This window comes from Actinoplanes subtropicus, from assembly GCF_000721705.1.
Classification (GTDB): domain Bacteria; phylum Actinomycetota; class Actinomycetes; order Mycobacteriales; family Micromonosporaceae; genus Actinoplanes; species Actinoplanes subtropicus.
Genome location: NZ_JOJL01000003.1, coordinates 170,725 through 193,609 on the forward strand (window position 1 = coordinate 170,725; position 22,885 = coordinate 193,609).

20 protein-coding genes are annotated in these 22,885 nt (G+C 71.5%); 12 read left to right on the forward strand and 8 right to left on the reverse strand.

Translation table 11 applies throughout. The features are described from left to right. The first annotated feature begins 132 nt into the window (after window positions 1-132). From IH26_RS0105475 to IH26_RS0105490, 4 genes are all read left to right on the forward strand, one after another. A complete protein-coding gene (locus tag IH26_RS0105475; protein ID WP_030434999.1) occupies window positions 133-1,428 on the forward strand; it encodes a GAF domain-containing protein in 1,296 nt (431 codons plus the stop codon). A 149-nt stretch (window positions 1,429-1,577) separates the two neighbouring features. After that, window positions 1,578-3,101: an aldehyde dehydrogenase gene (gene adh / locus IH26_RS0105480; protein WP_030435000.1), complete on the forward strand. Its 1,524-nt coding sequence runs from the start codon at window positions 1,578-1,580 to the stop codon at window positions 3,099-3,101. Window positions 3,102-3,104: 3 nt separating this feature from the next. Next, entirely contained in the window at window positions 3,105-3,482 is a 378-nt protein-coding gene (locus IH26_RS0105485) for a DUF779 domain-containing protein (RefSeq protein WP_030435001.1), read from the forward strand. Window positions 3,483-3,719: 237 nt separating this feature from the next. After that, on the forward strand, window positions 3,720-4,550 hold the full coding sequence (locus IH26_RS0105490) for a polysaccharide deacetylase family protein (protein WP_030435002.1): 831 nt from the start codon (window positions 3,720-3,722) through the stop codon (window positions 4,548-4,550). Window positions 4,551-4,556: 6 nt separating this feature from the next. Here the strand turns inward: IH26_RS0105490 and IH26_RS0105495 are convergent, their stop codons facing one another. Next, complete coding sequence (locus tag IH26_RS0105495) at window positions 4,557-4,922, reverse strand: DUF3499 domain-containing protein (RefSeq protein ID WP_030435003.1); 366 nt, start codon at window positions 4,920-4,922, stop codon at window positions 4,557-4,559. A gap of 207 nt (window positions 4,923-5,129) precedes the next feature. On the opposite strand from IH26_RS0105495, the gene IH26_RS0105500 reads away from it, so the two are divergent. Continuing rightward, window positions 5,130-5,603, forward strand: a complete 474-nt coding sequence (locus tag IH26_RS0105500; RefSeq protein ID WP_030435004.1) for a metallopeptidase family protein — start codon at window positions 5,130-5,132, stop codon at window positions 5,601-5,603. 13 nt (window positions 5,604-5,616) lie between these two features. Here the strand turns inward: IH26_RS0105500 and IH26_RS0105505 are convergent, their stop codons facing one another. The 3 genes from IH26_RS0105505 to IH26_RS0105515 all read right to left on the reverse strand — a co-directional run bounded on the left by IH26_RS0105505 (window position 5,617) and on the right by IH26_RS0105515 (window position 9,662). After that, window positions 5,617-5,874, reverse strand: coding sequence for a WhiB family transcriptional regulator (locus IH26_RS0105505; protein WP_014688021.1), 258 nt, complete (start codon window positions 5,872-5,874; stop codon window positions 5,617-5,619). Between the two features lie 281 nt (window positions 5,875-6,155). Beyond that, window positions 6,156-8,657, reverse strand: a complete 2,502-nt coding sequence (locus tag IH26_RS0105510; RefSeq protein WP_030435005.1) for a bifunctional FO biosynthesis protein CofGH — start codon at window positions 8,655-8,657, stop codon at window positions 6,156-6,158. 87 nt (window positions 8,658-8,744) lie between these two features. Next, complete coding sequence (locus IH26_RS0105515) at window positions 8,745-9,662, reverse strand: hypothetical protein (protein WP_051807580.1); 918 nt, start codon at window positions 9,660-9,662, stop codon at window positions 8,745-8,747. A gap of 113 nt (window positions 9,663-9,775) precedes the next feature. Between IH26_RS0105515 and cofD the strand changes: the two genes are divergently transcribed. Genes cofD through IH26_RS0105530 form a run of 3 tightly spaced genes read left to right on the forward strand, consistent with a single transcriptional unit; the run spans window position 9,776 to window position 12,362 of the window. Continuing rightward, entirely contained in the window at window positions 9,776-10,732 is a 957-nt protein-coding gene (gene cofD, locus IH26_RS0105520) for a 2-phospho-L-lactate transferase (RefSeq protein ID WP_030435007.1), read from the forward strand. After that, on the forward strand, window positions 10,729-11,805 hold the full coding sequence (locus IH26_RS0105525) for a coenzyme F420-0:L-glutamate ligase (RefSeq protein WP_034213803.1): 1,077 nt from the start codon (window positions 10,729-10,731) through the stop codon (window positions 11,803-11,805). The genes cofD and IH26_RS0105525 overlap by 4 nt, the downstream gene beginning before the upstream one ends. Next, window positions 11,802-12,362, forward strand: coding sequence for an NUDIX hydrolase (locus IH26_RS0105530; protein ID WP_030435009.1), 561 nt, complete (start codon window positions 11,802-11,804; stop codon window positions 12,360-12,362). Before IH26_RS0105525 ends, IH26_RS0105530 begins: the two co-directional genes overlap by 4 nt. An 8-nt stretch (window positions 12,363-12,370) precedes the next feature. Here IH26_RS0105530 and IH26_RS0105535 read toward each other — a convergent pair whose 3' ends face one another. Next, complete coding sequence (locus tag IH26_RS0105535; RefSeq protein WP_030435010.1) at window positions 12,371-14,686, reverse strand: hypothetical protein; 2,316 nt, start codon at window positions 14,684-14,686, stop codon at window positions 12,371-12,373. A 230-nt stretch (window positions 14,687-14,916) separates the two neighbouring features. On the opposite strand from IH26_RS0105535, the gene IH26_RS0105540 reads away from it, so the two are divergent. Next, a complete protein-coding gene (locus IH26_RS0105540; protein WP_030435011.1) occupies window positions 14,917-16,854 on the forward strand; it encodes an acetoacetate--CoA ligase in 1,938 nt (645 codons plus the stop codon). Here the strand turns inward: IH26_RS0105540 and IH26_RS0105545 are convergent. Continuing rightward, window positions 16,832-17,560, reverse strand: coding sequence for a TIGR03089 family protein (locus IH26_RS0105545; RefSeq protein WP_030435012.1), 729 nt, complete (start codon window positions 17,558-17,560; stop codon window positions 16,832-16,834). The genes IH26_RS0105540 and IH26_RS0105545 overlap by 23 nt on opposite strands. A 160-nt stretch (window positions 17,561-17,720) precedes the next feature. On the opposite strand from IH26_RS0105545, the gene IH26_RS0105550 reads away from it, so the two are divergent. Both IH26_RS0105550 and IH26_RS0105555 read left to right on the forward strand, forming a co-directional pair. Then, window positions 17,721-18,869, forward strand: coding sequence for a glycosyltransferase family 4 protein (locus IH26_RS0105550; RefSeq protein WP_030435013.1), 1,149 nt, complete (start codon window positions 17,721-17,723; stop codon window positions 18,867-18,869). Window positions 18,870-18,888: 19 nt separating this feature from the next. Further along, the gene (locus IH26_RS0105555) at window positions 18,889-20,004 is read left to right on the forward strand and encodes a mannose-1-phosphate guanylyltransferase (protein ID WP_030435014.1); all 1,116 of its coding nucleotides are present in this window, start codon (window positions 18,889-18,891) and stop codon (window positions 20,002-20,004) included. Here IH26_RS0105555 and IH26_RS0105560 read toward each other — a convergent pair. Beyond that, window positions 19,973-20,185, reverse strand: coding sequence for a hypothetical protein (locus IH26_RS0105560; RefSeq protein ID WP_030435015.1), 213 nt, complete (start codon window positions 20,183-20,185; stop codon window positions 19,973-19,975). The two genes, IH26_RS0105555 and IH26_RS0105560, sit on opposite strands and share 32 nt — an antisense overlap. Window positions 20,186-20,323: 138 nt before the next feature. Next, the gene (locus IH26_RS0105565; protein ID WP_030435016.1) at window positions 20,324-21,277 is read right to left on the reverse strand and encodes a sigma-70 family RNA polymerase sigma factor; all 954 of its coding nucleotides are present in this window, start codon (window positions 21,275-21,277) and stop codon (window positions 20,324-20,326) included. An 81-nt stretch (window positions 21,278-21,358) separates the two neighbouring features. Here IH26_RS0105565 and IH26_RS0105570 point away from each other — a divergent pair, with 81 nt between their 5' ends. Next, a complete protein-coding gene (locus IH26_RS0105570; RefSeq protein ID WP_030435017.1) occupies window positions 21,359-22,780 on the forward strand; it encodes a DHA2 family efflux MFS transporter permease subunit in 1,422 nt (473 codons plus the stop codon). The last annotated feature ends 105 nt before the right edge of the window (window positions 22,781-22,885 follow it).

The window sequence follows — 22,885 nt, forward strand, 5'->3', positions numbered from 1 at the left end:
AGCCTGGGTGAACTCCGCTGAGAGTAACGGAGCAGGCGCAACGAACGGGTGGCAATCGGGCACCGCGACCGTTACGAGCGGGTTGTCGCGGCTGGTCATGCCGGTCACGATGGGAGGCCTGGAGGTGCCCCCTTGGCCAACCCGTGGCTCGCTCTCGATCACGGCGCCGATCCGGCCGAGCGGATCCGGCAGATCGGGCATGCCCATGAGCGGTTCCTGGCCGGCGACGGCGCGGTGCCGCAGATCCGCTCGGTGGTCGCCGAGTCGTGGAAGCGCTCGGCCGACACGCTCCGCAGCCCGGACGGCACCGCCCCGATCGACCTGGGCGACCGCGAGCTGAAGGAGTACCGGGCGGCCCATCCGCTGGCCCGGGTGCTGCCGATCTTTCGCGACCTGCTCGGCGGGCTGGCCGAGGACGGCGATCACCTGATGGCGGTCTGCGACGCGTACGGGCGGCTGCTGTGGGTCGAGGGCGGCCGGTCGATGCTGCGCGGGGCGGAGCGGATGAACTTCGTGCCCGGCGCCCGCTGGGACGAGGAGCACGCCGGCACCAACGCGCCGGGCACCGCGATCGCCGTCGACCACTCGCTGCAGATCTTCGCGACCGAGCATTTCAGCCGGTCGGTGCAGCGGTGGACGTGCTCGGCGGCGCCGATCCACGACCCGGCGTCCGGGCGGCTGCTCGGGGCGATCGACGTGACCGGCGGCGACGTCGTGGCCAATCCGCACAGCCTGGCGCTGGTCCGGGCGACGGCGCTGGCGGCCGAGGCGTACCTGGCCAGCCACCTGCCGCCGCCGGCCAGCGCCGGGCGGGTGCTTGCGCTGGGCCGCAACGAGGCGTCGCTGACCTTCGGCGGCGTCCGGCGGCGGCTCGGCAGGCGACACTCGGAACTGCTCGTCCTGCTCCTGGCGCACCCGGAAGGGCGTACCGGCGAGGAACTTGGTGTTGATCTTTACGGCGACAACGTCAGCCCGGTGACGGTGCGCGCCGAGCTGTCCCGGCTGCGCCGCACGCTCGGGCCGGAGCTGCTCGAGTCGCGGCCCTACCGGCTGCGCGCCGAGCTGGACGCCGATTTCCGCACGGTGACACGCCTGCTGGAGCGCGGCCGGGTGGCCGAGGCCCTCGACGCGTACGCGGGGCCGCTGCTGCCGCTCTCCGACGCGCCCGGCGTCACCCGCCTGCGCCGGCGGGTGGACGGGCAGGTGCGCGCCGCGGTGCTGGCCGCCCGCGACCCGGCGCTGCTGCGGGCCTGGCTGCACGCGCCCTGGGGCGCCGACGACCTGCAGCTGTGGGAGGAGTACGCGAGGCTGCTCCCGCCGGGCTCCCCCGACCGCCCCCTGGCCGCCGGCCGGATCCGCGAGCTGGCCGTTGAATTCGGGCTGCGCCCGCCGATGTCGGGGGCTCCGAAAATGGCCAAGCGAAGCTGAAGGCATTTTCGGCGCCCCCGACATCGGCCCCGAAGGGTGCAGCCCCTGCGAGCCGGAGGCGACGCCGGCCGGCTCAGCCTTGCAACGTCGTTGCAACGTGGTCGTAACTAGCGTCCTGCGCACCTAACCCTGAAGGTGCGGAGGCCGCCATGACCACCTACTCCCCGCCCGGTTCCGACGGATCGATCGTCAGCTACCAGAGTCGGTACGACAACTACATCGGCGGCGAGTACGTGCCGCCGGCCAAGGGGCAGTACTTCGAGAACCCCACGCCGGTGACCGGCGAGACCTTCACCGAGATCGCCCGCGGTACCGCCGACGACGTGGAGCGGGCCCTGGACGCCGCGCACGGCGCGGCCGACGCGTGGGGCCGCACCTCGGTCGCCGAGCGGGCCACCATCCTGAACAAGATCGCCGACCGGATGGAGGCGAACCTCGAAAAGCTCGCGGTCGCCGAGGCCTGGGAGAACGGCAAGCCGGTACGCGAGACCCTGGCCGCCGACATCCCGCTGGCGATCGACCACTTCCGCTACTTCGCCGGCGCGATCCGGGCCCAGGAGGGCACGCTCGGCCAGATCGACGACGACACCGTCGCGTACCACTTCCACGAGCCGCTCGGCGTGGTCGGCCAGATCATTCCGTGGAACTTCCCGATCCTGATGGCGGTCTGGAAGCTGGCGCCCGCGCTGGCCGCCGGCAACGCGGTCGTCCTCAAGCCGGCCGAGCAGACCCCCGCCTCGATCCACTACCTGATGTCGCTGATCGGCGACCTGCTGCCGCCGGGCGTCGTGAACATCGTCAACGGCTTCGGCGTCGAGGCCGGCAAGCCGCTGGCCTCGTCGAAGCGGGTAGCCAAGGTGGCGTTCACCGGCGAGACCACGACCGGCCGACTGATCATGCAGTACGCGTCCGAGAACCTCATCCCGGTCACCCTCGAGCTCGGCGGCAAGAGCGCCAACATCTTCTTCGCCGACGTTTCCTCCTCCGACGACGACTTCTTCGACAAGGCGCTCGAAGGCTTCGCGATGTTCGCGCTCAACCAGGGCGAGGTCTGCACCTGCCCGTCCCGGGCGCTCGTGCAGCAGAGCATCTATCAGGACTTCATGGCCGCCGGCGTCAAGCGGGTGGAGAACCTCAAACAGGGCAACCCGCTCGACACCGAGACCCAGGTCGGCGCGCAGGCCTCGAACGACCAGCTCGAGAAGATCCTGTCGTACCTCGACATCGGCCGGCAGGAGGGCGCCAAGGTGCTGACCGGCGGCGCGCGGGCGGAGCTGGGCGGCAACCTGTCCGGCGGCTTCTACGTGCAGCCGACGATCTTCGAGGGCAACAACTCGATGCGGATCTTCCAGGAGGAGATCTTCGGACCCGTGGTCGCGGTGGCTCCGTTCGCCGACCCCGACGACGCCGTCAAGATCGCCAATGACTCGCTGTACGGGCTCGGCGCCGGCGTGTGGACCCGGGACATCAACCAGGCGTACCGGGCCGGCCGGGGGATCAAGGCCGGCCGGGTGTGGACGAACTGCTACCACCTCTACCCGGCGCACGCCGCGTTCGGCGGGTACAAGCAGTCCGGCATCGGCCGGGAGAACCACCTGATGATGCTGGACCACTACCAGCAGACGAAGAACCTGCTGGTGTCGTACAGCCCGAAGGCGATGGGCTTCTTCTAGGCCATGGCCCGGGCAGCTCGCGTAGACGTGACTCCCGCGGCCGCCGAGATGATGCGGCGGCTGCGGGGGCAGCACGGTCCGTTGATGTTCCACCAGTCCGGCGGGTGCTGCGACGGCAGCTCGCCGATGTGCTACCTGGAGGGTGAGTTCCGCACCGGCCAGTCCGATGTGCTGCTCGAATCCCTCAGGATCGAAGGGGTGGACGAGCCGATCACGTTCTGGATGTCGTCCGCACAGTTCGAGCTTTGGAAGCACACCCACCTGACCGTGGACGTGGTCCCCGGGCGCGGCGCCGGCTTCTCGCTGGAGGCGCCGGAGGGCGTACGGTTCCTGATCCGTTCCCGCCTGCTCACCGAGGAGGAGCTGGCCGAACTCTCCTGAGGTTGCCGAGACTTCATCCGAGACCGGCCGGGCCACGTACTCACCATCGTGGACTGGCCGTTCTCCCGATTAACCGGAAAAATGCGAAAAATCGGAATTGTTCTTCTCCGATCGCGTGACGCAGATCCCGAAAACGTGCCGATGCAGCGGGGGCCGCTGGCATTGGAGCGCTTCCACCAGGCAGTGTCGTGGTTCGAGTCGCCAGTAATGACACTTGAACCGCCTGGGGAGGGTTTGATGCGGTTGTCGCGATCCAAGAAGCTGGTCCTGTTCGGGATAGCCCTGCTGATGGTGGGGCTGGCCGGGCGCGCCGCCGCGGACGAGACATCTTCGGCACGTACGCAAGCAAAACCCGCGGCCTCGGCACCCAGCCCGGCCAAGCAGCAACAGACCAGGAAGCCGCCGGCGAAGGCCACCGAGTCGGCCAAGCAGAAGATCGTCACGGTCTCGGCGCGGCAGGGCTCCGGGCCCGGCGGCAGCCGGATGGTCACCGGCGGCAAGGCCGTCGCGCTCACCTTCGACGACGGCCCCGACCCGGCGGAGACGCCGCAGATCCTGCGGTTGCTGGCCCAGCAGCACGTGCACGCGACGTTCTGCCTGGTCGGCAAGAACGTGGCGAAATTCCCCGCGCTGGTACGGCAGATCGTGGCCGGCGGGAACACGGTGTGCAACCACACCTGGAGCCACGACCTCAAGCTCGGCAAGAAGACGCCCGACCAGATCAGGGCGGACATGGCCCGGACCAACGCGGCGATCCTGAAGGCCGCGCCGAACGCGAAGGTCAAGTTTTTCCGGGCGCCGGGCGGCAACTTCACGCCGCAGATCGTGGCCATCGCCAAGCAGTTGGGGATGGGCTCGCTCTACTGGAAGGTCGACCCGCGCGACTGGGACCACCCGAAGGGCGAGACGCACGCCCAGCACCGGGCCCGAGTGATCGCGAAGGTGGAGCACAACACGCACGCCGGGGCGATCGTGCTGTCGCACGACTACGCGCAGCCGGACACCATCGCCGCGTACCACACGCTGGTGCCGTGGCTGAAGAAGCGCTTCCAGCTGATCGGCATGTAACGCCGGTCAGTGGGCCGGTGGGATCACCCTCAGGTGACCCCGCCGGCCCGTCTGGTGTCCGGGGAGATCCTGCTCGTCGGAGCGCGGGGGCGGCGCGGGCGGGCGGGCCGCCTCGCGCACGGCGTCGGCGAGGGCGACCAGGTCGTCGGTGGTGGGGGGCGGGGGCGCGAAATCGCCGTCGTGCCGGACGAGCTCCCAGCCTCGGGGGGCGGTGAGGCTGCGCGCGTGCGGCTCGCAGAGGTCGTACGTGTGGGGTTCGGCGAACGCCGCCAGGGGGCCGACGACGGCGGTCGAATCGCTGTAGACGTAGGTCAGTGTGGCGACCGCCTGTCGGGGACAGCCGTTCCGGGAGCAGCGCCGTGGGGACCTCACGGCGGCACGTTATCGCCCCGCGGGCTCGCGTGGGGGGCGATAACGTGCGACACGCCGACCCGCCGCGCATCACGATTCGGTCGACACGCCGCCCCTAAGGAGCGAATTGCATTTCCGCCCGTTTTCGGGACGCCGCTCCGCTCTTTCGGGACACGCGGCGGAACACGGCTGCGCCTTGCGCGGCCGTCGTAGGACTAGGCTGGATGGGTGACCACGAGCCCCGAGCGCCGCCGCAGTGACCGGGCGGCGCGCACCACCGGCCCGGGACACCCGGCCCGGCGCGACCGGCACGGTCGCGGTCTCCGCGGCCGCCTGGTCCCGGCCACCGTCCCGCTGGCCCGCACCAAGGCCGAAATCTTCGACGACCTGGTGCTCGACACCGTCGAGAGCCTCGAGCGGCGCTACGCCAAGGAGCTGGCCGGCGTCGAGTTCGCGGTGGAGGATGTGCCTCCCGACCTGAATGTCTACGACTCCGACGTGCTCGAGGACGGCGAGGTGCCGCTGGCCCGGCTGCTGCCCGGGCGGCCCGGCCGGCAGGAGCTTCCCCCTCGGATAGTGCTCTACCGGCGGCCGCTGGAGTTCCGGGCGATGGACCGCGAGGACCTCGCCGACCTCGTCCACGATGTGATCATCGAGCAGGTAGCCAACCTGCTCGGGGTGGATCCCGACGAGCTCTCTTAAGCGCTGAGCTCGCTCAAGCAACCCGTCGCTTCAGCTTGCGGCGCTCGCGCTCGGAGAGCCCGCCCCAGATGCCGAAGCGTTCGTCGTGGCCCAGCGCGTACTCCAGGCACTCGGCCTTGACCTCGCAGCGGCCGCAGATCCGCTTCGCCTCGCGGGTCGATCCGCCCTTCTCCGGAAAGAAGGCCTCCGGATCGGTCTGCGAACACAGCGCCCGCTCCTGCCACTCGGGCGCGTCCCCGAGCAGGTCTACCCCTTCAACCTGCGCTTCCATCGGCGTGCCTCCCAATTCCGCGCCGGCATCGCTGCCGGCGCTGACCCCCCACGCACGCGGCGTGTTTTCTGCGAGCCGGTACCCCTCCCGCTCGCAACCCCACCGAAATTACACGCGTGTAAGACGTGCGTCGTCAAGCCGAACCTGATAAATAGGCCCGTTTCCCCGGCGCGCCTTCGGCGCGTCGTGGTCCCGTTCCTGCCCTATCTCTCAGGAGCCGCACAGGGTTACGCCGCCGCGGCGCGTCATGCCCAATTTAACCCGATTTGTGACCTTGGTGATCAGCGCCGTCCGTAGACTGTGGTGCGCTCCACTGCCGGACGCCCCACCGCCGCCGCGAGCTCCTTGAGCTCGGCGACCGTGCGGGCCGAGCCGTGCTCCGAGCCGGCCATCCGGGAAATCGTCTCCTCCATCAGCGTGCCGCCAAGATCGTTGCAACCGCCGTTGAGCATTACCCGGGTTCCGTCGTCGCCAAGCTTCACCCAGGAACATTGGATGTTGTCGATCCGGCCGTGCAGCAGGATGCGGGCCATCGCGTGCACCACCCTGTTCTCCCGCCAGCTGGCGCCGGCCCGGGCGATCCCGGCCAGGTAGATCGGGGCGTTGGTGTGGATGAACGGCAGCGCCACGAACTCGGTGAAGCCGCCGGTCTCGTCCTGCACCCCGGCCAGCACCCGGAAGTGGCCCAGCCACTGCCGCGGGTGGTCGACGTGGCCGTACATCATGGTCGAACTGGATCGGATGCCCAGCTGGTGCGCGGTGGTGACGACCTCGATCCAGGTGCTGGCCGGGAGCTTGCCCTTGGTCAGCACCCAGCGCACGTCGTCGTCGAGGATCTCGGCGGCGGTGCCCGGGATGGTGTCCAGCCCCGCCTCGCGCAGTTCGGTCAGCCACTCCCGGATCGACACGCCGGCCTTCGAGGCGCCGGTGACGATCTCCATCGGGGAGTACGCGTGGACGTGCATGCCGGGCACCCGCCGCTTGACGGCGCGGACGAGATCGGCGTACGCGGTCACCGGCATCTTCGGATCGATACCGCCCTGCATGCAGACCTCGGAGGCGCCGTCCTGCCAGGCCTGCTCGGCCCGGTCGGCGACCTGCTCGACGGAGAGCCGGTAGGCGTCGGCGTCCTGCTCGCGCTGGGCGAAGGCGCAGAAGCGGCAGCCCACGTAGCAGACGTTGGTGAAGTTGATGTTCCGGTTCACGACGTACGTGATGTCCTCGCCGTTGACCTCCTTGCGCAGGTCGTCGGCGATGCGGGCCAGTTCGTCGAGGGCCGAGCCGTCGGCGTTGAACAGCGCCATCGCCTTATCCTCGTGCTTCGGGAGGAGGAGGGCGGCGGGGTCTTCGGCGGCCAGCTTCAGTCCGGCCAGGACGTCGGTGGGGGTCGACTGCTCGGTGCCGGTCTTGATGTGGGCGGCTACTTCCTTCCAGTCGCCGTAGACGTCGTCAAAATCTCCACGGCGATCGCTCGTACGCCCCGTCGTGTCGATCGTTGCGAAGAGGTCAATTCGCCCATTTCCCGAAATATCGTCGGGCTCTTGCCATGGGCGGCCGATCACCGGCGCGTCTTCCCTGGCCAGCCCGTTTTCATCGACCAGCGCCGCCACGTGGGCGGTCAAGCGGGGATCCAACCAGCCCTCCCGCTTGACGTACTCCGGGTAGATCGTCAGGCGCTCTCGCAGGACAAATCCGGCTTCGGCCGATTTTTCGCGCAATAGCTCGATCTGCGGCCACGGGCGCTCGGGGTTGACGTGGTCGGGGGTCACCGGCGAGACGCCGCCCCAGTCGTCGATGCCGGCCCGCAGCAGCAGGTCGAATTCCGCGTCGATCAGGTTGGGCGGCGCCTGGATGCGCGCCCGCGGGCCCAGGATGACCCGGGCCACCGCCACCGTCGCGGCCAGCTCGCGCAGCTCGGCGTCGGGCATGCCACGCATCGCCGTGTCCGGCTTCGCGCGGAAGTTCTGGATGATGACCTCTTGGATGTGCCCGAACTCGCGGGCCGTCCGGCGCATCGCGAAGATGGCGTCGACCCGCTCGGCCCGGGTCTCGCCGATCCCGATCAGGATGCCGGTGGTGAACGGGACGCCCACCCGGCCGGCGTCGTCGAGGACCCGCAGCCGTACGGCCGGCTCCTTGTCCGGCGAACCGTAGTGCGGACCGCCCGGCTCCGACCACAGCCGGGTCGCCGTGGTCTCCAGCATCATCCCCATGCTCGGCGCCACCGGCTTGAGCCGCTGCAGGTCGGCCCAGCTCAGCACGCCCGGGTTCAGGTGCGGCAGCAGGCCGGTCTCCTCCAGCACCGCGATCGCGCAGGCCCGCACGTAGTCGAGGGTGGAGTCGTAACCGCGCTCGTCCAGCCACTGCCGGGCGGCCGGCCAGCGCTCCTCGGGGCGGTCGCCCAGCGTGAACAGCGCCTCCTTGCAGCCCTGCGCGGCGCCCTGGCGGGCGATCTCCAGGACCTCCTCGCGCTCCAGGAAGGCGGCCGGCAGGCGGTGCGGCACGGTGGCGAACGTGCAGTAGTGACAGCGATCGCGGCAGAGCCGGGTCAGCGGGATGAAGACCTTTTTCGAGTACGTGACGACGCCCGCCCGGCCGGCCTCGCGCAGGCCCGCGTCCCGGATACCGCCGGCGATCGCGAGCAGGTCGTCGAGGCGTTCCCCGGCGGCGGCCAGCAGGGCCGTCGCCTCCTCGGCGTTGATCGCTTTGCCGTCGGCGGCGCGGCGCAGGGCGCGGCGGATGCTCGCCTCGGTGGGAACCGGTTCCTCAATGACCTCTACCACCAGAGCAGCCTAGGCCGGATTGTGCCCGGTTGTGCAGGTGGTGCCCGGGTGCGCGCAGTGGCATAGGACACGGCAGCGTTCGGGAATTCACTGCCGGGGCGGATCCTCCCCGGCCGGGCCGAAACCGGGGCGCTCGTCGCCGAGCTTCTGGGTGCGGTCGTCGGGCTGCTCCGGCGGGACCACCTGGGTCGGGTCGGCGGGCGCCGGGTGGGTGGCGGGCGCCGGGTACGTCGTGCCGGCGGGGGCGGCCGAGGCGGGCGCCGGGTAGCTGGTACCGGCCGGGGCGGCCGAGGTGGGGGCGTTCGGGCTGGGGATCTGGGCGGCCGGCTGGTTCCACGCGGGGGCGGGCTGGCCGTACGTGGCCGGGGCGAAGCCCTGCTGACCCGGGGCCGGCGGGTAGCCCGGGGCGGGCGGCGGCGGGTAGCCCGGGCCCGGCTGGCCGGGCGGCGGGCCGTAGCCGGGCTGGGCCGGGTAGGTGCCCGGCTGGTTGTACTGCGGCTGGCCGTACATGCCGGGCTGCGGCTTCGGGCGCGGGGTGAAGAACATGTTGCGCCAGATCTGGAAGACCGCGAAGGCTGCGACCCCGAAGACGGCGAGCCAGGCGACCCGGCTGAGCAGCCCCTCCAGCGCGCTGCGGGCGCCGTTGTGGTCGGCCTCGTTGATCAGGCCGAACAGCACGCCGAAGAAGACGCCGAACAGCGCCATCACCGCGTACTCCACCGCGGCGGCCACCACGATCAGCTGCGCCTTCGGATGCCGGGGCTGCACCAGCAGGGACAGCAGCACGGCGGCGAGCGGGAAGCCGATCGTCACGAGGTTGATGAAATTGCCGAAGCTGCCCTGGGTGCGGTAGCCGAAACCGTCGCCGATCAGGTCGACCACCGCCAGGAACAAGAAGACGGCAGTGGCTCCGACCAAGACGTACGCCGCGAGGTCGCGGAGCGGGCGAAGGTACTGGCCGGCCGATTTGACCTCGCCCGGCACGGGCTGCGGTTGGCTGGTCACTGGTTCTCCCTGACGGACGATGGGTGGGGTCGGCCCAGCGTAGACCGCCCGCGCATGGGCCACCTGATACCCGGCGGGCGGATTTGTCATACCCGTGCGGAAGGATGAACCCCATGCGGATCGTGGTTCTCTCCGGTGGCATCGGCGGCGCGAAGTTCCTCGTCGGTGTGCGCGCCCATGCCCGGGCCATCGGCGCCGACGTGACGGCGGTGGTCAACGTCGGCGACGACGTTCGGCTGCACGGCCTGCAGATCTGCCCCGATCTCGACAGCGTGATGTATACGTTGGGCGGCGCGCACGACCCCGAGCGGGGCTGGGGCCGCGTCGGCGAGACCTGGGTGGTGAAACAGGAGCTCGCGGCGTATGGCGTCGAGCCGTCGTGGTTCGGCCTGGGCGACAAGGACATCGCCACCCATCTCGTACGAACTCAGATGCTCGCCGCCGGTTTTCCGCTGTCCCAGGTGACCGCGGCGTTGTGCGAGCGCTGGAAACCTGGCCTGACCATGCTCCCGGCCACCGACGACCGGCTCGAGACGCATGTGGTGGTCGATGTCGACGGCGAGCGCAAGGCGATTCACTTCCAGGAGTGGTGGGTCCGCTATCGGGGTGACGTGCCCACTCACCGGTTCGTGTTCGTCGGCGCCGACGCGGCGAAACCGGCCCCCGGCGTGGTCGACGCGATCACCACGGCGGATGTGGTGCTGATCGCCCCGAGCAACCCGGTGGTCAGCATCGCCCCGATCCTCGCCGTCGACCCGATCCGCGACGCGGTGGCGAGCGGCCCGGCGCCCGTCGTCGGCGTCTCCCCGATCATCGGCGACTCCCCGATCCGCGGCATGGCCGACAAGTGCCTGGCCACCCTGGGCGTCGAGGTCTCGGCCGCCGGCGTCGGCGCGCTGTACGGTCCCCGCGGCGACAACGGCCTGCTGGACGGCTGGCTGGTCGACACCGCCGACGCGGCCGCCGCGGTGCCCGGCGTGCCGACCCGGGCGGTGCCGCTCTGGATGACTTCCGAGGAGGCGACGGCCCAGATGGTCGCCGACGCGCTGTCCCTGGCCGGTGTCGCGTGACGCCCGACGCTCTGGAGATCCGGCCGGTCCGCGGCATCGGCGACGTCACCCCCGGCGACGACCTGGTCGAGCTGATCGCCACCGCCGCACCTTGGCTGGCCGACGGCGACGTCCTGGTGGTCACCAGCAAGATCATCTCGAAATCCGAGGGCCAGTTGGTCGAGGTCCCGGCCGACGGCCCGGAGCGCGACGAGGCCCGGGCGGCCGCGCTGGCCGCCGAGACGAGGCGGGTGGTGGCCCGGCGCGGTCCGACCACGATCGTGCAGACCCACCATGGCTTCGTGATGGCGGCGGCCGGCATCGACGCGTCCAACGTCGACAAGACCCACCTGGTCCTGCTCCCCACCGACCCGGATGCGTCGGCCCGCCGCCTGCGGGACGGCTTTCGCGCCCGGGGCCTGTCGGTGGCGGTCGTGGTCTCCGACACGATGGGTCGCACCTGGCGAAACGGCCTGACGGATGTGGCGCTGGGCGCGGCCGGCATAGCCCCGTTCCGCGATCACCGCGGCGAGACCGACCCGTACGGCAATGAACTGCAGATCACCCAGATGGCCGTGATCGACGAACTGGCCGCGGCCGGCGAGCTGGTGAAGGGCAAGTGCGACCAGGTACCGGTGGCGGTCGTGCGAGGCTTCTTCGCCACGGCCGACTCGGGCGCGACGGCGGATGCGGGCGCGACAGCCCTGCTTCGCGATGCGGCCGGCGACATGTTCAGCCTGGGGACGGCCGAGGCGCGCGCGGCGGGCCTGCTCGACGCCGCCCGGCTGCCGGAGGAGGCGCATCTGGCCGGCGTCCCGGTCGACCCGGCGGCGATCGAGCGCGCGCTCGCCGCGGTCTCGGGCGCCCTGGGCCACACGACGACCGTGACCGCAGGCGAGGTCCTGCCGCACAACGGCGCGACGGCGGCTCTGCACCTTACGACGCTCGACACCAGCCCGGCGGGTCTGATGCGGCTGGGCGCCGACGCCCACCGGCTGCGGACCGCCCTCGCCGCCGAGTCGATCGTTTCGGTCCCTCTCCCCCACGAGGACGGCATCCGGCTCGGACTCTCCGCCCAGGAAGCAGCCGCATGAACGACGAGCTTTATGCCGACGCGGTACGGGTGCTGGGTGAGTGGGTGGCCACCTCCGAGGAGGGTGACCTGGCTCGGAAGCGGACGCTGGAACTCCTCGCCGACGGGCCGGAGGCGATGACTCGGGCGCATCGGGCCGGGCACGTGACGGCCAGCGCGCTGGTCGTGGACGGCGACGGGCGGGTGCTGCTCTGCCTGCACGGGCGGCTCGGCAAGTGGATGCAGCTCGGCGGGCACTGCGAGCCGGGCGACGCCACCCTGGCCGCGGCGGCGCTGCGGGAGGCCACCGAGGAGTCCGGGATCGACGGCCTGGTCCTCGACCCGGTGCCGATCGACGTGGACGTGCACGAGGTCCGCTGCGGCGCCGGCGACGGGACGCCCGCGACCGCGTCCGCCCACTATGACGTGCGGTTCCTGGTGCGCTGCCCGGCCGGCGCCACCGAACAGATCAGCGAGGAGTCGTCGGCACTCGGGTGGTTCCACCCGGACGCGCTGCCCACTCCGCTCGCCTCGGCGACCACGCGGCAGATCCCGCCGGCCCTCGCCCGCCTAACCTGACCAGGGCGCTACTCGTCGGTGCCGGGGCGGCGCTGGGTGGGGATCTCGAGACGGGTGGTCTCCTCGTCGGGGTCGTCCGGGGGGCGTTCCATCTTCATCACGGTCATCGAACGCCCGCGGGCCTCGCCGGCCTCGTCGCCGTTTCGGGAGGACAGCGTGATCGGGCTGGTCGGGTCCTCGGCGAAGTTCGGGGCCTCGGCGTCGGCGATCGACGCAGGCGCCTTGACATTCGCGAGCGACACGGGCGCCACGTTGCCAGCGGGCGAGGTGGGCGCCGGGCTGCCGGCGGGCGACGTGGGTGCTGCGCTGCCGGCGGGCGACGTGGGTGCTGCGCTGCCGGCGGGCGACGTGGGCGCCATGCTGTCGGTGGGCGGCGGGGGTGTCGCGTCGCGGAGTTTGGGGGCGCGGAACGCCAGCACCTCGCTCCGCTCGTCCGCGTGGGTGACCAGGGCCGGGCGGATGACCTGGGTCTTCTCGTCGTCGACCTGCTTGCCGGCCAGGCGGATCACCTGGGTCTCGTCGCCGCCGACGTCGCCGGTGGCGCGGTTGGAGAGGTCGCGGGTTCGCTGGCCGGGCTCCGCGCCGGGCGAACGCACCGGGAACTGCAACACCTGCGGCAGGCGGATGACCTGGGTCTTCTCCTCCGGGTCCACCGCCGGGAACGGCACCACCTCGGCCACCGGGAGGCGCACGACCTGGGTGCGCTCGCCGTTGTCGGCCACCGGGAGCCGGACCACCTGCGTCTTCTCACCGTTGTCGGCCACCGGCAGCCGAATGACCTCGGTCCGCTCCACCCCCGCCGCCGGAAGGGCCACGGTCGCCTCGTCCTCGCCCGACTCCTCATCCGCCACCGCATCGGCCACGGTCGTCTCGTCGTCAGCGCCCTCCAGCGCCGCTTCCGGCTCCGCGGCGTCGTCGTCCGGCGCCGCGGATTCCTCGGGCTTGCTGTCGGCCGTCGCGGTGGGCTCGGTGAGATCGTCGTCCGCCGGCGGGGCCTCCACCACTTCGTCCTCGGCTTCGATGACGACCGAGGTTGGCGCCTCATCGCCCGCAACCTCGGACGGGACGGCATCGTCCGCAACCTCGGTTGGCTCGGCGGTCCCGGATTCGGCCACGACCTGGGTCGGCTCCTCGTCCGCGACGACTTCGGTCGGCTCCCCGGCGGCAACGGCGTCGATCACGTCGTCGGCCTCGACCACCTCCGCCACCTCCGCCACCTCCGCGTCGACGACCGCTTCCGTCGGCTCCCCGGCGGCAACGGCGTCGATCACGTCGTCGGCCTCGACCACCTCCGCCACCTCCGCGTCGACGACCGCTTCCGTCGGCTCCTCGGCGGCAACGATCTCCGTGGGCTCGGCAACGGACTCTGTCGGCTCGTTGTCGGCCACGGCCTCCACAGCGACCAACTGCGTCGGCTCCTCGGCGGGGCCATGCGCCGGCGGGACGATTTCCGTGGGATCGCCGGCCGACACGTCTATGACGGTGACTGCCTCATCGGCCGGGTGGGCCACCGCGGCCGTGTCCTCGTCCGCGACGACGAGCGCGGCCAAGGCCTTCGGCACCGACCACGCAATGGTCGGGTCTTCATCCAGCACCGCGGCCGGCACGACGACGGCTTTCGAATCGGCCGAGGCCAAGGCGGCCGGAACCACCGCGGTCGTCGAGTCGACCGAGGCCAGCGCCGCCGGAACCACCGCGGTCGTGGAGTCGGCCGAGGCCGAGGCCGGGGCGGGGGCCGAGGACGCCGGAACCACCGCCGTCGTCGAGTCGGCCGAGGACAGGCGTAGCACCGTTGTCGGCTCGGGGTCGGTCGTGGAGAGGCCCGTGCCGATCACCGTCGTCTGGGCGATCGACAGGGGCGTGCCGTGCGCGGGCGCCGCCCCGCGGGCCCGGCCGATCTGGCCGATCAGCGGCAGGACGGGCGGCTCGTACTTCGCCCAGCGGCGCGCGCTCAACGCCGTACAGATCAATGGCACCGCAAGGATGGTCGCCAGGCCGTAACCCGGACGCGAAAGATCGAATCCGTTCTTGGCCACCGCCGCCGGCCAGACGTCGGCATAGGCGGCCGGCGCCGTCAGCGCCCACGCCGAGATCGCCAGGTAGACCACGCCGGCCAGCAGCGGGCCGGCCGGGGAGAACGGGCCCAGCACGAGGATGCCGTACGCGGCGCCGGCCAGCAGCAACAGCAGCAGGCCGGTGAAGTTTTCCACGGCGAAGCCGTCGCGGCCGCGCGCGGTCAGGTCGCCGGTCAGCCCGACGGCGGTGAGCACCCAGGCGGCCGGCGCCAGGACGAGCGAATACAGGATCGACCTGATGTGGCGCAACGTTGTCTCCCCGGGTGGTTCTGTCTTCAGGACGCTACCCGCGCCGGGCAAGTAGCCGTCTGACCGACTGCACCAGCAGAAAGCGGCGGTTCGGCTCCGCCGCGCGGCCACGATTGACGGCCGATCAGCCCACATATCCGAGGGCCCGGTGTGTCGATCGGCTACCTGGACTCCGGGCAGCGCGTTCGAGAGGCTCAGAGATCAGGTTGAACAATAGTTAAGGTGTGTGCATGACGGGCACAGTGCTGTGGGAACCGCCGGCCGACGTTCGCGAGACCACCCGCATCGGGGACTATTTGCGCTGGCTGGAGGCGCGCGGTCGGCGCTTCGCGGGCTATCCCGAGCTGTGGGAGTGGTCGGTGAACGACCTGCCCGGGTTCTGGCAGTCGATCTGGGACTACTTCGAGGTCGTCAGCCACGATCCGCCCACCGCGGTACTGGCCGACGCCACCATGCCGGGGGCTCGCTGGTTCCCGGGCGCGACCTTGAACTACGCCGAGCACGTGTTGCGGATGCCGGGCCGCGGCGATGACGATCCGGTGGTCCTCGCGTACTCGCAAAGTCGTGAGCCGATCGAGCTGAGTGCGCGGCAGCTCCGCGACCAGGTACGCAGCGTGCGTGCCGGGCTGAAGGCCCGCGGGGTCGGCAAGGGCGACCGGGTTGCGGCCTATGCGCCGAACATCCCGGAGACGTACGTCCTGATGCTCGCCACCACGAGTCTCGGCGCGATCTTCTCCTCCTGCGCGCCGGAGTTCGGCAGCCGCAGCGTGATCGACCGGTGGAGCCAGATCGAGCCGAAGGTGCTGGTCGCGGTCGACGGCTACCGGTACGGCGACAAGCCGATCTCGCGGACGGCCGAGGTCGACGCGATCACCACGGCGATCCCGTCGATCGAGCACGTCATCACGATCGGTTACCTCGACTCGCTGAACGGCAACTGGGCTCAGCTGCACGGGGACGAGCCGATGGCGTTCGAGCCGGTGCCCTTCGATCACCCGCTGTACGTGCTGTACAGCTCGGGGACGACCGGGCTGCCCAAGCCGATCGTGCACGGGCACGGCGGCATCCTGCTGGAGCACCTCAAGATCCTGGCGCTGCACCACGACCTCGGGCCGGCCGACCGGTTCTTCTGGTTCACCACGACCGGCTGGATGATGTGGAATTTCCTGGTCAGCGCGCCGGCGGTGGGCGCCTCGATCGTCCTCTTCGACGGCAACCCCGGCTTTCCCGACATGTCGGCTCTGTGGAACTTGGTGGATGCGGCCGACATTTCGTACTTCGGGACCAGCGCGCCCTTCCTGATGGCCTGCCGCAAGGCCGGGCTACGCCCGGAAAAATCCGGACTGAAGGCGGTTGGTTCCACGGGTGCGCCACTTCCGCCCGAGGGCTTCGATTGGGTGTACGAGGCGGTCGGCACCCACCTGCAGCTGCAGTCCCTCTCCGGCGGCACCGACGTGTGCACCGGTTTCGTGGGTTCCACCCCGCTGCACCCGGTGACCGAGGGCGTGATCGCCTGCCGCTGCCTGGGCGCCAAGGTCGAGGCGTACGACCCCGAGGGCAACCCGGTGATCGACCAACTCGGCGAGCTCGTGATCACGGCGCCGATGCCGAGCATGCCGGTCGGCTTCTGGAACGACCCGGACGGCAAGCGCTACCGGGAGGCGTACTTCGACGTCTACCCCGGGGTGTGGCGGCACGGAGACTGGATCACGATCGGCGCCGACGGCAGCTGCGTGATCACCGGCCGCTCGGACGCGACCCTCAACCGCGGCGGCGTGCGCCTGGGCACCGCCGAGTTCTACTCGGTCGTCGAGGGCCTGGACGAAATCGTCGACTCGGTCGTCGTACACCTCGAGCAGAATGACAACCCGAACGGCGAGCTGCTGCTGTTCGTGGTCCTCGCCGAGGGCCGCGAGCTGGACGACGAGCTGACCGGCCGGATCCGCCGGGAACTGCGCACCGCCCTGTCCCCCCGGCACATCCCGGACGAGATCTACCAGGTACGGGCGGTCCCCCGAACCCTGTCGGCGAAGAAGCTGGAGGTGCCGGTGAAGCGCATCCTGACCGGCACCCCGGTCGAGTCGGCGGCGGCCAAGGGCGCCCTGGCCAACCCGGAGTCACTGAGCGCCTTCGAGGAGCTCGCCGTCAAGCGGTCAGCACGACGGTGACCTTCTCGGCGGTGGTGCGGGCCTCCAGCTTGGCCGGGTGCAGGTTGGCGCAGAGCACCACCGATGCGCCCACCGCCAGCGGGGCGAAGAGCCAGTCGGCCGGGTCCGGGTAGGCGCGGGTGTCGATCAGCACCCGGTCGCCGGTGGTGATGCCCAGCTCGGCTGCCCGCTCGGTGGCGGTGCGCAGGACGGCTAGGTGGCTCAGCTCGACCGGGGCGGCCAGCGCCCGGGTGTCCGGGGCGACCGGGGCGCCGCCGAAGTGGTCGCCGTAGTTGCGTACGTCTGTCACATAGTCGACAAAACCCGGGGGCACCTCGCGGAGCGGCATGGCGAGCGGCAGGAGCCCGGTCGCGTACCGGTCGACGGCCGCCCAGGCCGCCGCCTCGGCGGCCCGCTCCGGGGTCGTGAACAGGGCATCCACCGGCTGCGGGCGGCCCGGGAGGGCGACCGCGAGGCCGGCCGACGACACGCCGAGAACGATCGCCGCGGCCTGCCAGTGCGGCGGGAGCAGCACCGCGACCGCCTCGCCGCCGGTCAGGCCGAGGCCGTCGATCAGCAGGTTCGCGGTCTTGGCGACCCAGTTGTCCAGGGTCGCTCCGGACAGCTCGGTGCGGTCGCCGGTGGCGTCGTCGTACCAGGTCAGCAGGGGCGTCGTGGGGTCGCGCCGGACCGCTGAGGCGAGAGCCTGCGGGATCGTGGTGTACACCCGATCAACGATAGTGGCGTCACCGTACGTAACCGATCCTGAACGGGCGATGAGGTTACGGAAACGCTTCGAATCAGGCGGTGTCGCGGTCACGTCCGCGATGCATTCCGGGCGTAGGCTTGCCACTGGTCTGAACTACCACCTCTTTGGGAGTTGCCTCGTGACCGCCGGTCGCCCCCCACGAGTGCTCGTCGACGCCACCAGCGTCCCCGCTGACCGAGGAGGAGTCGGCAGATATGTCGACGGCCTTCTCGGCGCCCTCGGCCGGATGGATCCGGAGAGGGTGGATCTCGCCGTAGTGGCGCAGCGGTCGGATGCGGAGCGTTACAGTCGCATGCTCGGCGACGCCGAGGTCATCGCCGGCCCGGCCGCGGTCGCCCACCGGCCCGCCCGGCTCGCCTGGGAGCAGACCGGGCTGCCGCTGCTAGCCCAGCAGGTCGGCGCCAGGGTGCTGCACTCGCCGTTCTACACCTGCCCGCTGCGGGCCGGCTGCCCGGTGACGGTGACCGTGCACGACGCCACGTTCTTCACCGAGCCGGAGCATTACGACAACACCAAGCGGACCTTCTTCCGCAGCGCGATCAAGACGTCGCTGCGCCGGGCCGCCCGGGTCATCGTGCCGAGCAAGGCGACCCGGGACGAGTTGATCCGCCTGCTCGACGCCGACCCGACCCGCATCGACGTGGCCTACCACGGGGTCGACCCGGCCGCCTTCCACGCCGCGTCCGACGAGGAGAAGGCGCGCGTCCGCGCCCGCCTCGGCCTGGGCGACTCCGGCTACGTCGCGTTCCTCGGCGCCAAGGAGCCGCGGAAGAACGTGCCCAACCTGATCCGCGGCTGGGCCCGCGCGGTGGCCGACTGGCCGCACCCGCCGGCCCTGGTGCTGGCCGGCGGTCAGGGCCACGACGACGAGATCGACCGGGCGGTCGCCGAGGTCCCGTCGCACCTGCGGCTGCTGCGCCCGGGCTATCTGCGCTACGCCGACCTGCCCGGCTTCCTCGGCGGCGCGCTGGTGGCCTGCTATCCGTCCTTCGGCGAGGGCTTCGGGCTGCCGATCCTCGAGGCGATGGCGTGCGCGACACCGGTGCTCACCACCCCGCGGCTGTCGCTGCCCGAGGTCGGCGGCGACGCGGTGGCGTACACGACGGAGGACCCCGACCGGATCGCCTCCGACCTGGCCGACCTGCTGCACGACGAGCAGCGCCGGTTGACCCTGGCGAAGGCCGGGTTCGACCGCGCCAAGGAGTTCACCTGGGCGTCCAGCGCGGAAGTGCATGTCACGACGTGGAAACGAGTTGCTGACGCGTGAGCCACTACACTCTGTGCCCATGACAGAGGAACAGGGTGCGCTGTACGGCGTTGTGCTCGCCGGCGGCACCGGAACACGTCTCTGGCCGCTCTCCCGGGCCGGCCACCCGAAGTTCCTGCACCCGCTGACCGGCACGGACGCTTCGCTGCTGCAAGCCACCGTCGACCGCCTCGACCTGCTCGCCACGTACGATCGGATCTTCGTGGTGACCGGCATCGCGCACGCCGCCGCGGTCTCCCGCCAGCTGACCTCCGTCCCGGATGAGAACGTGCTGGTCGAGCCGTCCCCCCGGGACTCCTGCGCGGCGATCGCGCTGGCCGCCGCGGTGATCGCCCGCCGCGACCCGGAGGCGATCATGGGCTCGTTCGCCTCCGACCACCTGATCGCCGACAAGGTCGCGTTCACCGAGGTGATCAAGCAGGCGATGGCCGGCGCGCGGCAGGGCCTGCTGATGACCCTGGGCATCACCCCGACCCGGCCGGAGACGGGCTACGGCTATCTCGAGTGCGGCTCGCCGATCGGCGACGGCCCGGTGATGGCGGTCGAGGAGTTCAAGGAGAAGCCCTCGTACGACGTGGCCGAGAGTTACGTGAAGTCCGGCAACTATCTGTGGAACGCCGGCATGTTCGTCTGGCGGGCCGACGTCTTCCTCGCCGAACTGTCCCGCCAGCAGCCGCAGCTCGCGGCCGGCATCTCCCGGATCGCCCAGGCGTGGGACTCGCCGTCGCGCGAGGAGGTGCTCGGCGACGTGTGGCCGACGCTGCCGCGCATCTCGGTCGACTACGCGGTGATGGAGGGCGCGGCCACCGTCGGCCGGGTCGGCACCGTTCCCGGCGACTTCGGCTGGAACGACGTCGGCGACTTCCACACGCTCGGCGAGGTGCTCGCCTCCGACCAGGCCGGCAACGTGGTGGTCGGCCGCAACGACGACTCGAAGCCGGGCGTGCTGCTGCACGAGACCGAGGGGCTCGTGGTGGTGCCGACGACCGGCCGGCTGGTGGCCGCGCTGGGCGTCCGTGACCTGGTCATCGTGGACACCCCCGACGCGGTGCTGGTCTGCCCCCGCGACCGGGCGCAGGAGGTCAAGCAGCTGGTCGATCGGCTCAAGGAGTCGGGCGAGCTGAGCTACATCTGACGGCCGCCAGCTCGGCCAGCAGGACAGCGCCGGTCACCACCGCGCGGTCGTCGAAGACGGCCTGGGCCGAGTGGTTCGGCGCGGCCGACTCCGGGTCGACGCCCGGCAGCACGGCGCTGAGCCCGAGGTAGGCCCCCGGCACCTGGTCGAGCACGAAGGCGAAGTCCTCCGAGGCGGCCATCGGGCGGGGCGCGGTGATCGCCAGCTGCGGCCCGACCAGCCCGCCGGCGACGCGCAGCGCGAACGCGGCCCCGGCGGCGTCGTTGACCGGCCGTCATCGATGGGGAACATGTCCGGCATGTTCCCAGGGGAGCGGCGCTCAGGGCAGCTTCTCCGGCAGTCCGAAGTAGGGCATCGCGCTCTGGTCGAACCGGGTGATGGCGCTGATCCGGTCGCCGTCGAGGGTGAGCACCAGGACGCCGCGCGCGCGGCCGACCGACTCGCCGTCGTCGTACCCGTACGCGCCGAAGGCCGGCTGGCCGTTCGCGGCCGTCGCGATGAGCCGGTAGCGGCGGGCGCCGCCGCGGAACACCACCACCCGCATGAACTGCCCGATGACCTCGGGGCCCTGGTACTGCTGCGGCGCCGGCGGCATGGTCAGCCACGCGTCGTCGCTGAGCAGGGCGATCATCCCGGGCACGTCGCCGCGCTCCATGGCGTCGGCGAAGGCCTCGGCCAGCGCCCGCTCCTCGGCACCGCGTACCCGCGCCGGGCGTTCGTGCGGCATCGCGGCCCGGGCCCGCTTGAGCGCGCTGGTCACCGACTCCTGCGTGGTGTCCAGCATCTGCGCCACCTCGGCCGCGCGGTAGCCCAGCACGTCGCGCAGCAGCAGTACCGCGCGCTGCCGGGGCGGCAGCGACTGCATCGCGGTCACGAAGGCCAGCGAGATCGCCTCCCGGCGCTCCACCCGTGCCTCCGGTCCGGGTGCCGCGTCCGGCACGCCGTCGAGCAGCGAGTCGGGGTACGGCTGCAGCCAGGTCGGTTCGGCCAGCCGGGTCGGTGGCGGCGGCACGGTCCCGAACCGGTCGCCGGTGCGCGGTCGGCGGGCGCCGTCCCGGAGCGCGTTCAGGCATCGGTTGGTGGCGATCCGGTAGAGCCAGGACCGGATCGAGGCGCGACCCTCGTACGCCTCAAACCCGCGCCAGGCGGCCATCAGCGTCTCCTGCACCATGTCCTCGGCGTCCTGGATCGAACCGAGCATCCGGTAGCAGTGCACGTGCAACTCCCGCCGGTACGGCTCGACCAGCGCCCGGAACGACTCCCCGGTCACCATCGCATCCTCGCATCGCCTCCTCCTCACCCCGGATAGACACCGGACCGCCCAGTTTCTGGGCGCCGCGGTGTCAACCCGGGCATGACTACGACAACGATCACGAGAACGCAGCGCTGGGTCCTGGGGCTGAGCTCCCTGGCCTCGTTCATGGTGGTGCTGGACCTGCTGGTGGTGGCCACCGCGCTGCCGTCGATCCGTCGCGACCTCGGCGCGTCCCTCGAGGACCTGGAGTGGACCGTCAACGCCTACACGCTCAGCTTCGCCGTCCTGATCATGACCGGCGCCGCGCTGGGCGACCGGTTGGGCCGTAGCCGGATGTTCGCCGCCGGGCTGGTCCTGTTCGCGGCCGCCTCCGCGGCGTGCGCCCTGGCGCCGTCGGTGGCCGCGCTGGTGGTGGCCCGCACCGCGCAGGGTGCCGGCGCCGCCATGATCATGCCGCTCGCGCTGGCGCTGCTCAACGCCGCCTTCCCGCCCGAGCGGCGGGGCTGGGCGACCGGCGTCTACGGCAGCGTGACCTCGCTCGCGGTGGTGCTGGGCCCGGTCCTCGGCGGTGCGGTCACCCAGGGTCTCGCCTGGCCCTGGATCTTCTGGATCAACGTGCCGATCGCCCTGCTCGCCGCGCCGCTGGTGATCGCTCGGGTACCGGAGAGCCGGCGCGCCGCCGCCCGCGTCGATCTGCCCGGCCTGCTGCTCGGCGGGCTCGCGGCCACCGGCCTGGTCTGGGCGCTGGTCCGCGGCAACAGCGCGGGCTGGGGCAGCACGGAGACGATCGGCGCCGCCGTGCTGGGCGTCGCCGCGTTCAGCGCCTTCGTCGGCTGGGAGCGCCGGGCGCCCGCGCCGATGCTGCCGCTGCGGCTGTTCGGGTCCCGGTCGTTCTCGGCCGGCAACGCGGCGATGTTCTTCGTGAGCGCGGCGACGACCGCCGCCGTCTTCTTCACCGCCCAGTTGTTCCAGGTCGGTCAGGGCCTCGGGCCGCTGTCCGCCGGCCTGCGGCTGTTGCCGTGGGGCGTGCTGCCGATGGTGCTGGCGCCGTACGCGGGCGCGCTGTCCGACCGGATGGGCGCGCGGAACCTGATCGTGGCCGGCACCGCGGCGTTCGCGGCGGGGATGGCCGCGCTGGCGCTGGCGACCGCACCGACCGCGGCCTACCTCGTCCTGGTCGGACCGATCCTGCTCAGCGGGGCCGGCCTCGGCATCGCCATCCCGGCGGTCACCCGCTCGGCGGTCAGCCTGGTCGCGCCGCCGGACCTGGCCAAGGCGTCGGGCGTCTTCAGCACCCTGCGCCAGCTGGGCGGGGCCTTCGGCGTCGCGATCGGCGGTGCGGTCTTCGCGGCGACGGGCGGCTACGGGACGGCGGCCCGATTCGTCGACGGCTACCGGCCGGCGGTGCTGATCGCGGCGGCGCTGGCCCTGGGCGCGACCGCCGCCGGCCTGACCCTGCCGCGGCTCGCGCCTGCGGCCACGACGGCGCCGCAGGCACAGCCCATGCCGGCGAAGCTGTAACTGCTGTGACGTGGCTGGATGCTCCCGGCCTAGCAGAGGTTGTGGTCGGCCGGCTTGGTCTGCAGCAGCCAGGCGAGGGGCATCTTGGTCGCCACCTCGTACGTG

Coding starts and splice junctions, on each gene's coding strand:
- IH26_RS0105485 (WP_030435001.1), top strand. CDS start 3,105: ATGGCCCGGGCAGCTCGCGTAGACGTGACTCCCGCGGCCGCCGAGATG.
- IH26_RS0105570 (WP_030435017.1), top strand. CDS start 21,359: ATGACTACGACAACGATCACGAGAACGCAGCGCTGGGTCCTGGGGCTG.
- IH26_RS0105505 (WP_014688021.1), bottom strand. CDS start 5,874: ATGGAAGCGCAGGTTGAAGGGGTAGACCTGCTCGGGGACGCGCCCGAG.
- cofD (WP_030435007.1), top strand. CDS start 9,776: ATGCGGATCGTGGTTCTCTCCGGTGGCATCGGCGGCGCGAAGTTCCTC.
- IH26_RS0105540 (WP_030435011.1), top strand. CDS start 14,917: ATGACGGGCACAGTGCTGTGGGAACCGCCGGCCGACGTTCGCGAGACC.
- IH26_RS0105530 (WP_030435009.1), top strand. CDS start 11,802: ATGAACGACGAGCTTTATGCCGACGCGGTACGGGTGCTGGGTGAGTGG.
- adh (WP_030435000.1), top strand. CDS start 1,578: ATGACCACCTACTCCCCGCCCGGTTCCGACGGATCGATCGTCAGCTAC.
- IH26_RS0105555 (WP_030435014.1), top strand. CDS start 18,889: ATGACAGAGGAACAGGGTGCGCTGTACGGCGTTGTGCTCGCCGGCGGC.
- IH26_RS0105560 (WP_030435015.1), bottom strand. CDS start 20,185: ATGGCCGCCTCGGAGGACTTCGCCTTCGTGCTCGACCAGGTGCCGGGG.
- IH26_RS0105565 (WP_030435016.1), bottom strand. CDS start 21,277: ATGGTGACCGGGGAGTCGTTCCGGGCGCTGGTCGAGCCGTACCGGCGG.
- IH26_RS0105490 (WP_030435002.1), top strand. CDS start 3,720: ATGCGGTTGTCGCGATCCAAGAAGCTGGTCCTGTTCGGGATAGCCCTG.